Annotated in this window: 14 protein-coding genes; 2 read left to right on the top strand and 12 right to left on the bottom strand. The window is 43.6% G+C overall.

Annotated elements, in window-relative coordinates; genetic code table 11:
- From M2137_RS11100 to M2137_RS11055, 10 genes are all read right to left on the bottom strand, one after another.
- Positions 1–648: a glycerophosphoryl diester phosphodiesterase membrane domain-containing protein gene (locus tag M2137_RS11100; protein ID WP_280766508.1), complete on the bottom strand. Its 648-nt coding sequence runs from the start codon at positions 646–648 to the stop codon at positions 1–3.
- A 146-nt stretch (positions 649–794) separates the two neighbouring features.
- Complete coding sequence (locus M2137_RS11095; RefSeq protein ID WP_280766507.1) at positions 795–1,220, bottom strand: RNA-binding S4 domain-containing protein; 426 nt, start codon at positions 1,218–1,220, stop codon at positions 795–797.
- 38 nt (positions 1,221–1,258) lie between these two features.
- Positions 1,259–1,825, bottom strand: a complete 567-nt coding sequence (gene pth, locus M2137_RS11090) for an aminoacyl-tRNA hydrolase (RefSeq protein ID WP_280766506.1) — start codon at positions 1,823–1,825, stop codon at positions 1,259–1,261.
- 68 nt (positions 1,826–1,893) lie between these two features.
- On the bottom strand, positions 1,894–2,493 hold the full coding sequence (locus M2137_RS11085; RefSeq protein ID WP_280766505.1) for a 50S ribosomal protein L25/general stress protein Ctc: 600 nt from the start codon (positions 2,491–2,493) through the stop codon (positions 1,894–1,896).
- A gap of 130 nt (positions 2,494–2,623) precedes the next feature.
- Positions 2,624–3,175: an STM3941 family protein gene (locus tag M2137_RS11080; protein ID WP_280766504.1), complete on the bottom strand. Its 552-nt coding sequence runs from the start codon at positions 3,173–3,175 to the stop codon at positions 2,624–2,626.
- Positions 3,176–3,179: 4 nt separating this feature from the next.
- The gene (locus M2137_RS11075; RefSeq protein ID WP_280766503.1) at positions 3,180–3,473 is read right to left on the bottom strand and encodes a PG0541 family transporter-associated protein; all 294 of its coding nucleotides are present in this window, start codon (positions 3,471–3,473) and stop codon (positions 3,180–3,182) included.
- Between the two features lie 110 nt (positions 3,474–3,583).
- Positions 3,584–6,727, bottom strand: coding sequence for an efflux RND transporter permease subunit (locus M2137_RS11070; protein ID WP_280766502.1), 3,144 nt, complete (start codon positions 6,725–6,727; stop codon positions 3,584–3,586).
- Between the two features lie 15 nt (positions 6,728–6,742).
- The gene (locus M2137_RS11065) at positions 6,743–7,759 is read right to left on the bottom strand and encodes an efflux RND transporter periplasmic adaptor subunit (protein ID WP_280766501.1); all 1,017 of its coding nucleotides are present in this window, start codon (positions 7,757–7,759) and stop codon (positions 6,743–6,745) included.
- A 24-nt stretch (positions 7,760–7,783) separates the two neighbouring features.
- Positions 7,784–9,280 (bottom strand): TolC family protein, encoded by a 1,497-nt coding sequence (locus M2137_RS11060; RefSeq protein ID WP_280766500.1) that lies wholly within the window; start codon positions 9,278–9,280, stop codon positions 7,784–7,786.
- Between the two features lie 32 nt (positions 9,281–9,312).
- Positions 9,313–9,921, bottom strand: coding sequence for a TetR/AcrR family transcriptional regulator (locus tag M2137_RS11055; protein WP_280766499.1), 609 nt, complete (start codon positions 9,919–9,921; stop codon positions 9,313–9,315).
- A gap of 357 nt (positions 9,922–10,278) precedes the next feature.
- Here M2137_RS11055 and M2137_RS11050 point away from each other — a divergent pair, with 357 nt between their 5' ends.
- The gene (locus tag M2137_RS11050) at positions 10,279–11,181 is read left to right on the top strand and encodes a helix-turn-helix domain-containing protein (RefSeq protein ID WP_280766498.1); all 903 of its coding nucleotides are present in this window, start codon (positions 10,279–10,281) and stop codon (positions 11,179–11,181) included.
- Here M2137_RS11050 and M2137_RS11045 read toward each other — a convergent pair.
- Positions 11,159–11,728: a DUF308 domain-containing protein gene (locus tag M2137_RS11045; RefSeq protein ID WP_280766497.1), complete on the bottom strand. Its 570-nt coding sequence runs from the start codon at positions 11,726–11,728 to the stop codon at positions 11,159–11,161. The two genes, M2137_RS11050 and M2137_RS11045, sit on opposite strands and share 23 nt — an antisense overlap.
- Before the next feature lie 207 nt (positions 11,729–11,935).
- Between M2137_RS11045 and M2137_RS11040 the strand changes: the two genes are divergently transcribed.
- Entirely contained in the window at positions 11,936–12,841 is a 906-nt protein-coding gene (locus tag M2137_RS11040) for a hypothetical protein (RefSeq protein WP_280766496.1), read from the top strand.
- 127 nt (positions 12,842–12,968) lie between these two features.
- Here M2137_RS11040 and M2137_RS11035 read toward each other — a convergent pair whose 3' ends face one another.
- Positions 12,969–14,138 (bottom strand): 6-bladed beta-propeller, encoded by a 1,170-nt coding sequence (locus M2137_RS11035; protein ID WP_280766495.1) that lies wholly within the window; start codon positions 14,136–14,138, stop codon positions 12,969–12,971.
- Positions 14,139–14,144: the final 6 nt, after the last annotated feature.

Below are 14,144 nucleotides of genomic sequence, written 5' to 3'. Positions count from 1 at the left end.
TTACTCAATCACATCATCAACTACTTCTTCCAGAACGGCAACAGGGGTGTTCAGCTTTCTGAAAACATAACAACTCATCAGGGCAACCAGAGGCGCGGCCACTAACACGCCGATACCGAGCAAAATAACTCCGATCAATATGATGCCGATCATAACAAGCAGTAATACGAAAAGAGGCAATACCTGTCCTTTGGTCAGCTCCCAACTCTTTTTAAGCGCTTCGATAGGACCTGCGTTCTCTTCTACGATGAAACAACTGAAGAAGCTAAGTCGTATTCCGATATAGAATCCGGGGATAATAAACAATACCAATCCGATAAGCATCGCTACACCTGCGATCAGGGAGGCAACAAACGCATTCAGTATTTTGGAAGCCTGCTGGCCGTAGGCGGAGAACTGGGGCTCGATGCCATCCAGCGCCTGAAACAGGTTTTTAATGTATCCCAACTGGAAGATGAGTTGCAGGATTATGGAGATCAGACTCACAACAACCGTCCCAATAGTCAGCTCTGTCGGTGTCATAAACATATTGAGAATACCGGCAATAATCATATAACCGACTAATAATCCGACTAAAATCCAAATGTTTTGTTTAAGGCATTTCCAGGAGGTACTGAAAACTTCCGAAATAGTAAATGTTGGTTTCATATGCTATGTGATTTGTGAATTATGACTTTTCTTTGACACAAAAGTAACCATATTGTTGAAGAAAACAATAAAATAAACAAAAAGTCCGTACACATAAGGCGTACGGACTTTCCTATAATAAGGTAGAAATGAAGCGGAAAAAAGACTTAATCTTCCGAGTCAAAGTCGAATTCAAAATCAAAACCATCACCCATGCTGTCGGGATCGGCAAATTGTTCCAACTCTCGACGGTCTTTTTTTGTCGGGCGTCCCATGCCTTTAGAACGGTTGACAAAGCCGGAAATACGGTTCATCTCCAGGATTTCATACTGATCGGGCGTTGTTACATTCTCCAGGTATTCCGGAACCAGTTTAGCACCCATGCGGCGTTCGGTCAGAGCCAATACTTTAAACGAGTAGGTGATGGGCGGTTTGCGCACCTGTATGACATCGCCTACTTTAATAGTACGTGACGCTTTGGCCTGCACGTTATTCACCATGATACGGTTCTTTTTGCAGGCGTCGACAGCTATGCTGCGACTTTTAAATATGCGGGTAGCCCACATCCATTTATCTATACGAACTTCTTCCATTTTTTGTTTTGTTTTGTCTGAGAGTCCGAACGCTGATCTTAGTCTTTGTTATTGAATTGATTCATGGTGATCTGTATCCCAGCCAGGCAGAAACTCTTGATGATTTCCGCGGCACGTTCCAGTTTTTGCGGCATCACCTCCAGTTCTTCCGGATCGAACAGCCCAAGCACATAATCGACCTGGCCGCCCCGGGGGAATTGATCGCCTATGCCAAAGCGAAGTCGGCAATATTCTTGCGTTCCCAGTATTTGTTGGATATTCTTCAAGCCGTTGTGCCCGGCGTCACTTCCTTTGGGTTTCAGGCGAAGGATACCAAAAGGCAAAGCGATATCATCGACAATAACCAATAGATTCTCTACTGGTATGTTTTCCTTTTGCAACCAATAGCGAACGGCATTGCCGCTAAGATTCATGAATGTGTTCGGTTTGAGCAGGACAAGCTCTTTGTTTTTCACTCGTAAGCGTGCTACGGCGCCATAACGCTGCTCCGTGAAGGGTGTGTTTCCCACTTCAGCCAGGCGATTCACTACACGGAATCCGATATTGTGGCGCGTTCCCCAATACTCCGAACCGATATTCCCTAATCCGACAATCAGATATTTCATCTTGTTTTATACAACAAGAGACACGAAGAATAGGCCTTCGTGTCTCTTTATGGTAAGAAAAATAATTCTTATTTCTTGGCTGTCGCAGCGGCAGCAGCAGCACCACGAGCGGCACGAGTCAACTGTACGGTACAAACAACGGCGTTCTTTGCGTTCATCAGTTCCAATCCTTCGAATTGAAGTTCGCCGATCTGCATAGATTTACCCAATCCCAGTTTGTCTACGTTGATAACCAGTTTTTCAGGCAAGTTTTCATACAGCGCTTTCACTTTCAGCTTACGCATACGCAATGTCAGTTTACCCCCGGCTTTCACCCCTTCGGCATATCCTTCTAACGCAACCGGTACTTCGATGATTACTGGTTTGTCTTTAGCAATTTCCAGGAAGTCAATGTGCAATAACTCATCGGTTACAGGCTGGAATTGCATATCTTTCACGATAGCCATCTTTTTGTTGCCATCAACGGATAGCTCCACCAGATACACTTTCGGCGTATATACCAGATTGCGCAGGGCATCCTGGGTTATGCTCAAATGTACTACTTCATTTCCTCCGTACAACACGGCAGGAACTTCCTTGTTTTTACGAAGATTTTTCAATCCTCTTTTCTGATCGGCTGAACATGCAGCGATCGTTCTTGATTTTGCTTCTAATGCAAATGTTTTCATTTTAAAAATCTTTTTTGTGTTACTCAAAATTAGTGCTTCCTAATTTCCCATCACACCAGGCGGGGCTAAAAAGCGGTGCAAAGATAGTAATAAAATTGATAGAAAGAAGACGGGCTGTAAGTTTTTAACTTTAAGCCTCTGTCCTTTTTTTATATTCATTGTACTTTAAGAACACAGCCTCTTGCAAAGATTGAAAAGTACAATTCAAAGCCCGGTTGGAAAAACAAATAGGCGAACCATAAAACTGTAACTTGAGTTCCAGTGTGCGCTTTTTGCTTTTGATCATTTCCCGTTGAATATAGTCTGTTGGGTTTTTGACTCTGACAACAATGTATTTCCGTTTCAGGTCACTGATATCATCCAGTATAACAATATTCTCCACATCACTCCATAAGACCGTTCCATAAGAATTCCCGGTAGAAACATCGTATATCCCTTCGTCTGAGATATAGATCCCTACGCCGTCTTCCTTATGAAGCTGTACCAAAGCAACGATGCAGAACAGCATAACCAGTACGGAAAATACGCCCAAGGTAAGAACCAGGAACCGTCCGCCGCCGAATGCCAACTTCCCGGCTAAGTAGATACCACCAACGCCAATAAGTGCAGATATCAACATCAACAGCATGAGTCCTGTTTTCTCTTTCTTAGCTAAGGTGAATGTGATTACGTTTGGAATCATAACTTTATATCGTTTGTTCCACATTCGTAACAAATGCACGCAATCCCAACGCTTCGGTTTGCTTATCTAATTTCTGGAGCAACTCCAGAAAACGGGGAACTTTCTGATCTTCTATGACCGTGTAGATCGCCGAATTCATGGTTGGCCACGCATGGCTGCCGTAATGAGGCTCACCAGTATGACTGCCACGTCCCTGCACGTTTTCCCAGTAGGTGAATCCTTTTATATTGTTTCTGTCCATAATCCCCAGGATCGTTTCATAATACGCCTGGTTGAATGTTATCATAACTGCTTTCATATCTGTAATAATTATGAATTGTGAATTATGAATTATGAATGGAGTATGAATCATGAACTATGAGAATATTGAGTTATCCTCATAATTCATAATTCATAATTCATAATTCCTTATTTGTTCTCAAGGTGAAGTAAGCGTCTGAATTTACGACGTCTTCTCTTTACACCGTTACCTGCGAATACGGCATATACAACCGGTACGATCACCAAGGTAATCAGGGTTGATACGGAAAGCCCCCAGGCTACTGTCATACCCATAGAGCGCCACATTTCAGCCCCTTCCCCTGTTCCGACTGCCATCGGGATCATACCCAATACGGTTGTCAGCGTTGTCATCAACACCGGACGAAGACGGGATTTCCCCGCAGCCACACAAGCCGCAATGATACCCATACCACGTTCGCGACAGAGAATGGTGTAGTCAATCAATACGATACCGTTTTTCACTACAATACCCAGCAACATAATCATACCGATCAATGCCATGATACCTAATGCGGTCTGTGTAACGACCAATCCCCAGATCACCCCTACCACAGCAAACGGAATGGAGAACATGATCACGAACGGGTCGACTAACGATTCGAACTGAGCAGCCATCACAATAAATACGAGCAACAAGATGAGCAGTGCCAGTACACCCAGGTCGGCAAATGTTTCCTGCTGGTCTTCGTAAGTACCACCGATGTTCCAGGAAATTTCCGGAGGAATTTCCATATTGCGCAGTTCCTGGTTGGCTGTCGCTACAATATCACTCAAAGCAGCTCCCGGAGAAGCGATGGCTGATACGGTGATCACACGCTGACGGTCTTTACGTTCGATCGTCGGCGGGTTCATACGTTCCACTACCTGACCCACGTCACGGATGCGGACACCCTGTCCGGCATTATTATAGATCATGATATTTTCAATATCCTCAAGCGATTGACGGAACTCCGGAGCATAGCGCACACGGATATCATACTCGTCGCCGTCTTCGCGATATTGGGACGCGGTCGAACCGTTGATGCGGTTACGGAGGAACATGGATGCCGTTGTTACATTAAGCCCATGTAACGCTAATTTTTCACGATCGAAATCAACCTGGTATTCCGGTATGTATTGTTCGCGGCTTACGTTTACCTGCGAAATGTCTTTGCTTTTACGCAGACGTTCGGTTATTTCGTGAGCAATAGCGTCGGTCTCAGCAAAGTCATATCCGAAAATTTCGACATCAACGGAAGTTTCACCTCCCATACCTCCGGCTCCACCTCCGGCGCTTACAACATATTTTTGTATCTCGGTATAATTCGCCAGATCTTTACGCATCAATTCACAAATCTCAATCAAACCTCTTTCGCGTCCTTCGTATAGAGGACGTTCCCCTACACTGTATAAGCTGATGTTAAAGCTGATTTCGTTTGTTCCGCCACCTTGAATGAGTGCAAATGTATTGTCTGAATCTGCCATTCCTTCACTGAAGTTGGACGTTTTGATTTCTGGATATTTTTCCCGGAACAGGTTGTCTAATTCTATGGCAAGTTCTCTGGTGATTTCCTGGCGGGTTGCCATTGGCAATTCTACTGTGATACCAATACGGGAATTATCCTGCGACGGGAAGAATTCTGTTTTGACAGTAGGAATCAGAAACATGGTTCCGGCAAAAATCAGGAAGGCAGCGGTGATAACTGTTTTCCGGTGACGAACTGACCAGTTCAGGAAGCGTGCATAACCTGTATCCAATGCGCCTAAAGCCTTCTCGATAGGCGTGAAGAAAAGTACATACAATTTCCCTTTCTTCGGATCCAGACGAAGCAACTGAGAACATAACATCGGAGTCAGCGTCAACGCGGCCAATGTAGAAACGATCATAATGATACTAACAATCCATCCCAGCTGTTTGAACAAGATACCGGCCAAACCGGTTACCATAGTCAACGGCAGGAACACAGCCAACATGGTCAGCGTAGAGGCGATAACAGAAATAGCCACCTCATTGGTCGCATGCACTGCGGCCTGCTTGGGTTTACTGCCTCGCTCGATATGTGTCGTTACGTTCTCCAATACCACAATCGCGTCGTCGACCACCATACCAATCGCAATGGAGAGCGAACTCAGTGAGATGATATTGAGTGTATTGCCCGAAGCCAACAGATAGGCGAACGCGGCAATCAATGAGATCGGGATCGTAATAATAATAATGAATGTAGCTCTCCATCTTCCCAGGAAGATAAATACCACCAGCATCACAATGATAAATGTCAGTGTGATGGTTTCAATCAAACTGTCGATTGTATTCAAGATATTAGTAGATGTGTCAACAATCACACCTATCTTGACGTCGGAAGGCAATGTTTCCTGTAATTCAGGCAACAACTCTTGTACCTTCTTGGAGATCTGTACCGCATTGGCTCCCGATTGTTTCTGAACAACAATCATACCTCCGCGTGTACCGTCGTTGAATACCTCTTGGGCACGTTCGCCTACGGTATCCTCTACACGAGCCACGTCACGCAGGTAAACAGTTTTGCCGTTGAAGTAACCGATTACCAGGTTCAATAGTTGGTCGGCACTGGTAAACTCGCCCTGCACGCGCAAGGAATAGGTGCTCGAACCGATATCGATTGAACCCGAAGGGGTATTTCGGTTCTCCATCGCGATCACATTAGAGATGCCCTCTACGGTTTGATTGTACGCTTCCAGCTTGTACGGGTCGCAATAAACCTGTACTTCGCGGATGGGAGTACCCGAGATAGACACAGCACCTACACCACTGATACGGGCAATCGGATTGGCTACACGGTCGTCCAGAATCTTATAAAGCGCATTGGTGCTCTCTTCGGCTGTTACCGACAGCAACAAAATAGGGATATTCTCTGTACCGAACTTGAAAATCACCGGATTTTCAGTGTCATCGGGCAACATCGCTTTCGTCATGTCGAGTTTGTCCCGGACGTCGTTTGTGGCTACGTCGAGATCTGTTCCATACTCAAACTCCAAGACAATAATTGAGATATTCTCAGAAGATTGAGAAGTGACGTGTTTCAGGTCACTGACACTATTCAGCGAGTTCTCAAGAGGTCTTGTCACATTTGTCTCAATATCTGACGCGTTCGCTCCCGGATAAGCGGTCATGACCAATATAACATTGGATTCGATTTCCGGCAGCAAGTCAATAGATAATTTGCTTAAGGAAAAAAGCCCCAAGACCACGACTGCCACAAATATAAGGGCAGTGGTAACCGGCTTTTTTACCGCGCTTCCATATAAACTCATATCTTATGTTTTTTCTTATTTTACAATATCAACTTCCATTCCGTTTGTCAAGCGGTTCTGACCGGTAGTAACTACCTGGTCACCATCTTTCACACCCGAGATCACCTCATAGCGGTTATCCATACGACGACCTAACTCAATTTTGTCATAGGATACCTTTCCGTTCTTGTAAATATAAACGTAACGGTCGCCTGATCCTGCTTGTTTAACTACAGCCTGGTCAGGGATAACAACATGTTCTTTCGCTCCGAAATGCATAACTACCCGTGCGAACATGCCCGGACGTACACGTTGATCGTTGTTGTTTAGTTTGATTTCCACCTGGAAGGTGCGGGTCAATGGGTCGATGGTCGGATAAACAAGGTTTACCTGCCCCTTGAACACTTCATCTCCATATACATCAAGACGTACGTCTACCTCTTTCCCTTTACTTACCAGGGTGAAGTAGCTTTCGGATACATTGACAATCAGTTTTACCGGGTTGATCTGTTCAACGGTGTAAACAGGCTGCGCTCCGCTATACATATCCCCGTTGTCGTAGTTACGGGCTGTAACAATCCCGGAGATAGGACTGACTAATTTATTGTTTTCTTCCAGGTTTTTGAGAGCTGTCTTTTGCAGATCCAGCGCCATTTTCTGGCCTTCCCAGGCAGACTGTGATACACCGCCTACTTTGTATAATTCATCTATACGTTTGAATTCCGTTTCCAGGTTTTCCAACTGGATCTGGGTTTGACGCAATTGCGTCTCATCCATGGTGGCCAATAACTGTCCGGCTCTCACGCGGTCGCCAACCTCTACGTGCAGTTTACCAATACGCGCAGGTGCCTGCGGGGCAATCATATTAGAAATATTAGCTTCCACACTGGCCGTAAATTCTGCAATTTGATCAACCTCCTGCATGTGAACTGTTTCCAATTTCACTTTCACTTTTTCCTCCACTGTTTGCTCCTGCACTTTGTTTCCGGAGCATGACATTAACAACACAACAGCAGCAACCGGTATTACGCTGAGTACCTTACTTGTTTTCATCTTATTATTCGTTTTTATATATTATCAATTTATTTGTGGTGTTTCACCTATGATTTTTTCCAATTCGGCTTTCGATACCATATAGTCGTAGATCGCCTGATTGAAGTTTAATTTGGATTGGGTCAATGCCAGTTCCGAGTCATTCAGCTCGAGCAGGGTGCCTGCTCCCGTTTCATATCTCTTCTGGGCAATCGTCTGTCCGCGTTTGGCCTGTTCGACTCCCTTCTGTGCCGCGTCATAACGTTTCAGACAGGTATTCATATTGTCCATATAGTTCTTAACAGCCAGTTGCAGATTGCGTTGCGCGTCATCGCGTTGCAGATACAATTGGTTGATCGTGACTTTGGTCTGATTGATCTTCTGCATGCGGCTTCCTCCCGAGAAGATAGGAATGCTAAGCGACAGCCCGATCATGGAATAGGGATTCCAACGATAGTCTTTGAATTTGAAGTCGTTGTTCATCGATGTCCATGTATAGTTCCCTGCTAATGATAGGGTAGGCAGGTAATCATACTTTTGCAGTTGGAGGTTAGCCTGCAGCTGTCTGTTTTGAATATCCAACTGACGCAGACTGGAGTTGTTATTTAGTGCGGTGTCTACTGTTAAATAATCAGCAAACAATTCGGAATCAAAGTCTGTCAGGCTGCCTTCACATTCGATCGCCAATTCTAAGTCCATTCCCAACAATGCTTTCAACTGCCATTTGGCCAGTACAACTGCATTCTCGGCCTGTAGCATATTGGGCTCCAGGTTCTTTACGGACACATCCGCGCGGATCAGGTCGTATTCGGCTACCAACCCCTGGTCATATTTCTTTTTGATGTCCAGGTAATTATCCATGGCGTTATCGAAACTTTCTTTAAACACGCGATAAGAATCGTTGGCCAGCATCACGCCGTAGTAGCTTTTCTTCACCTGATTGGTCATATCTATTTTAGAAGAACGAGCTTGCTCGATCGCCAATTCTACATCCATACCCGAAATAGTCAGGCTTTTCCAGAGCGAAGCATTGATCAATGGCATCCCGGCGCTGAATCCAAAGCTCCAGTTGTTGTCACGTCCTACGGAGATTCCACCATCACTATCGCTAGTATCTTCCACCTGAGGCATGCTTTCTAAGATGTTTTTCCCCAATGTGCCGGTTTTATAATTAGGATCCATCCCTTGAAGCGTTTTGTCTGCCCCAGTAATTAGCGGTTCAGTCACGCCACTCAGCATACCGCTGATGTCGAAGCCATCCCCATCCATATACATCACCTGCTTCTTCAACGTCCGCGAATAGTCTCCACTGAAATTGATCTGCGGAAACAGAGCCGCGTACGAACCCTTCTTCGCATATTTCTTTTTCTCAATTTCCATGTCGGCCACTTTAACCGTCGGACTCTCACTCATCGCAATCTCCAGCGCTTTTTCCAGGGTCAGCACCACCGGTTCCTGTGCCTGGATAGAAGTAAAAGCCAGAGATGGTAGTAACATACATACTACCCACATCCTCTTACTGTTCTTTTTAAATCGTTTCATTTTTTGTTTGGATAATTTATTATGATCCTTAATTAGTGAATATTTTTGTTGAATTCTTTTGTTCGTACCCATCTCTCTAAAATCTCATTGCCCTTGTCTGTGCTGACTCCTCTCAGGAAAGTGATCAGTACCGTATTATACACTTCCGCATTGGATAGGTGGCTGAATGATTTCGACGGATGAGTCATCTTAAATTGTTCTTTGGCCAATAGGGAGAGAATCTCCAGATTGAGCCCTTCCCGGATAACGCCTTCGCCAATGCCCCTATTCAATAATTTCAGGCAGCGATCGGCAAAGATAGTTTTGTCCTCTTCTCGTTTCTCAAAAGCGATGGGGTATTTCTTCAGATCATCATAAAACTGTTTGGAATACCATCTGGGACGTTTCATGATCTCTTCATGAAACAACAAAACAATATCGATCGTCGTACAGTCGCATTTCTCTAATTCGTTCAGTATGTCGATCATACGATCCGTCGTATAGGCAATACTTTCCAATAAAAGGGTCTCTTTGTCGGAAAATACGCCGTATAGCGTTCGTTTTGATATTCCCAGATTACGGGCGATATCATCCATGCTCACACGTTTGATACCGTATTGTGAGAACAGGTCGAGCGCCATAGACAGAATTTGTTGCTTCATTTTATAGTTTTAATTACACTTATTTTTTTGGAGCAAAAGTAGGAGAGTAGGGGAGAATCAGAAAACCAATTTCGTTTACTTAGGTCAGTTTCCCGACCAAACGGGGATAATTGCCGATAAATAACCCTACAAACAACCTCTTTATATGCCTTAAAACAGATACCTATTTAATACCACGCTACAAAGGTCTGACAAATATTGGAAACTCAAATGGTTTTTTCTGTTACAGGTTTGGTCATTTTCGAACATATACCACCGGGTAAGTTGGCTTTTTAATCGAATAATCGCTATATTTGTTCGTCGTAATTGAAACAAAAGTCGTTCTTTATTATCTCAACATAAATTGTTTTTTAACAGATGGAACAGCTCCCGATCATAGAAATGGCCGAAATAGGCAAGTATATTACTACGTCTGATCACTATCAGCATGTGTTTAGTGTGTCAGATGTCGATGCCTCGTTGATAACCGACAATACGGTTAATAAAGAATATACCGAACCGGTTCGTTTGAATGCGCTATTTATGTTATTGGTTCTGGAAGGAACGGCACACGTGCGCTTGGATTTTGTCTCTTATACATTAACACCCAACATGTTTCTGACCATTATGCCTACGCATATTTTTCAGATAGCGGAGGCCGGGAAGAATTTTAAAGCGCGGTTGATTGTGCTCGATAGGAATTTCTTGGAGGGGATTAACACCGAGAAAAGAAGTCCGGCGATGAGCAACTATTTGTTGCTTCGAAAAAACCCCTGCACGGAATTCAGCCCCGAAGAGGCGAAATATGTTCACCGGAGTATAGGTGTTTTGCGGGATAAGATACGCATGCGCAACCATTCGTTCCATAAAGAGGTGTTGCAGAATGCTTTTGTTGGTTTCATGCTGGAACTGGCCAACCTGATGATCGGTAAAAGCGATCAGTTGGTACGTCCTACGTTGACACGGAAAGAAGAATTGTTTAATTTGTTTCTGCAATTACTGATAAAGAATGTGAAGCAGGAACACCATGTCTCCTATTATGCCGCTCAGTTGTTTATTACCCCGCAATATCTTTCGCTGATTTTGAAAGAATTATCAGGTAAGTCGGCCAATAAATGGATCGACGAAGCCTTGCTTGTGGAGGCCAAGATCTTATTAAAATCTCCCCAGATGACCATACAGCAGGTGGCCGACGAACTGAATTTCTCCGACCAATCTACCTTTGGTAAGTTTTTTAAAAAGCAGGTGGGGCTTTCTCCTATGGAGTATCGGAGGAGCTGATGTCAATGACTGTGTCGATCTCCTCTTTCTTCTTGCGGAATTTGTAACTATTGATCAGCTCTACAAATCCATAGATCACACTCGTTACTCCAAACACCACAACCGCATTCGTGATGCTGCTTTTCGGATAGGTAACGATTAGTATACCCGTTAGGAAAATAAGCGATGGGATCACATAAAACCCCCAAGGCACTCTGGCCCATTGGCGCGCTTTTACCAGCGATACAATCTGTTGCAATCCGCCCAATAATAACAGCGCTCCCAGTACATACATTAATATATTGATAAAGAAGTCCGGCATAATCAATAGCCAGGTGCCAAACAGGATACTGCCGGCAGCATCCAGCGGGAACATCGTATTGTCTTTGGTCTCTTCGTTTTTCTCCCGTGTGAAATACCCTATGATGGTGAATATGCCCGGAAGAATAAACAAGATCCCAATGGTAATGACCAGATAGTGTAAAGCCATTTCCGGCCATAAGATAAGAATGAATCCCAACACGATCGCGAAAGCACTTCGTATGGCTGCATAGCTGATTTTATTCATATGGTTGTTGTTTTATGTTCACTTATATACATAACAATTTATCTACCCGGTTTTGTTTGCAAGATAGGAGAAATAAATGGATAATCAGCCGATCTTATTCAAAGACCCTTTTGTAATATGGCTGATAATTTTATAATTGGAATCGAATGACTACTTTTGCGCCTTAACTATCAGTGTTTTACCTGACTTTAAACGATAAATAGAGATATGCTGCAAGGAAGTAAAAGAGTGATTGTGTGTGCATTAGCCAGGGATTGTGCGTGGGCGTTGAAAAAGAATATCAAACGTATTGAAAAAATGCGCCGTCAATTCCTTGTTTGCGATGTATTAGTGATCGAAAACGACAGCCGGGATCAAACGAAGCAACTCCTATGGGATTGGAAGCAAAAAAGCGAAGGAGTATATGTTATTTCTAATGATTATCATACTGTAACGATTCCGGAAAGTTTACCGAACAAGGTCAATCCACGTTGCTCTTATCATCGAATTGAGAAAATGACCCGCTACCGCAATATCTACCTGGATTGGATTGAGGAGAGGGGAGGAGCCTACGATTATGTGATCGTATTAGATATCGATGCTAATTCCTTTACAACAGATATCGCTAAAATTATAGATCGCGCTCCTGCCGATTGGGGAGGCATCACGGCTCATGGGATATGGTACAGCCCCTTTGATAGTATTTATTATGACACCTATCCCTATATGGAGAATAAACCGGAAAAGCTTGTTTTTCATGTGGAAAAACCGGATGAGTATCATGCGAATGCCAAAAGAATACATAAACAGATAAAAAGGCAACCCTATATGCCTGTTTATTCAGCTTTTGCAGGCATGGGAATTTATAAACAAGAAGCCATTAAAGGGTTGCGTTATGAACTCATGTTTAATGAAATGGAGGATGAAGAAGCTGAAATTCATTGCGAGCATGTTTCTCTTAATAAAGCTATTTCGGAACGGGGGTATCAACTCTATATTGCCAGAGATTTGAAAATGACGATAAATAGCTATAAGGGAATAATCCACGTGTACATAAAGTCTATCTTGTTTAGAAGCCGGTTTATAAAAAAGATTCTTATCAAATATAATTTAGCAAAAGAGATAAGAGAATAAATCCCGCCATCATTCTATCGTCCATGCGCCTCGACAGTACTGTCGAAGGGCATGGACAGAACTGTCGAAGGGCATGGACAGTACTGTCGAGGCGCATCGACGATAGAAAACTCATAGAATTCAAGTCTTAATGTAAGGTCACAATCATCAACACCGGATTGTCTTCTTCGTCCAGATTGGCGGCAATCTCTTTTAATTTACCTTGGAGTGCGTTGTTTTCGTAGAATTGTATCAAATTGATGGTGTTTAACTCCTGTACGGACTGATTACGTTGAATGAAATGTTGTTCATGCAAGAAGAGGTTCAGATCAATCGTATAATCGTCATTGAATATTTCCGATTCGTAAAAAGCCTTCTCTTGTTTGTCATAGACCAAGTATCTGTTTTTGGGACCTTGTCCTTTGCTCAGGTCTATTTTTTTATCCATCGTATTGAAGAAAGCATAACGATCGCTCTCTTTGTTGAGATACAAGAACACTTGCGGATCCATCGTTCCCCGCGAAGGAGTCTGTACGTATATAGGACGAAGCTCGCGCGAAGGAGACAGGGCAAATAGGGTATCATTGGATACCTCGTTCAGTATAAAATCCGATTCCCCGATAGTGATCGGATAATAGGCAAAAGAGATAGTGGCACGCTGACCGTTAAAGCTGGTTTCGATCCTCGTCGATAGTTTATTCCCGGTGGCAGGAATAACCATCTCTTCGATAACCTCCCCGGTCGTTTTGGAGAGGAAAAGAAAGCTGTTTTCTTTCTCATCCTCCGTTTGTCTGTTGTAGGCGATAAAGGTGTTCTTATCGTAATTAACAAGGGATAAATACCACTTATCTTCGGCATAGTACATTACCCGTTTGAATGTACCTTCCATATCATAAACAACTATTTTTTTTTGGTTGTTATCGTTTACAATGATCTCATTATTTTCTTCATCGAGCATCAGGTCGCTGTGTGGTGCATACTCCTCGCCGCTACCGCCCTGTCGGTTGAAAGTGGCGACTCCTTTGCCATTTCTGTCGAAGATAAGCAGATCGCCTTTCTCCCGGTTGAAGTTAGTAATATATTTGTCAGAGAAGGTATTGACGCCACCTCTGCTCCAGAGAAACTCATCCGTTGTTTCCAAAGGGAGGTATTCTACTTTGGCAATATCTTGTAGTTTCAGTTTCTTGACCGGATAACTCTTTTCGACATTGACAACTACCAGTTCGCTCTCTTCCGTATGGGGTTGTTTTGAACTGCAACTGCCGAGAAATAAAAGGCATAACAGTGATAAATAGAGGTAGATGTGACCTGTTTTCATTTCTAT

Source organism: Parabacteroides sp. PFB2-10, from assembly GCF_029893085.1.
Lineage (GTDB): Bacteria > Bacteroidota > Bacteroidia > Bacteroidales > Tannerellaceae > QVMG01.
The sequence above is the reverse complement of the archived record's forward strand: the minus strand, read 5'-3'. Positions and strand labels throughout refer to the sequence as shown.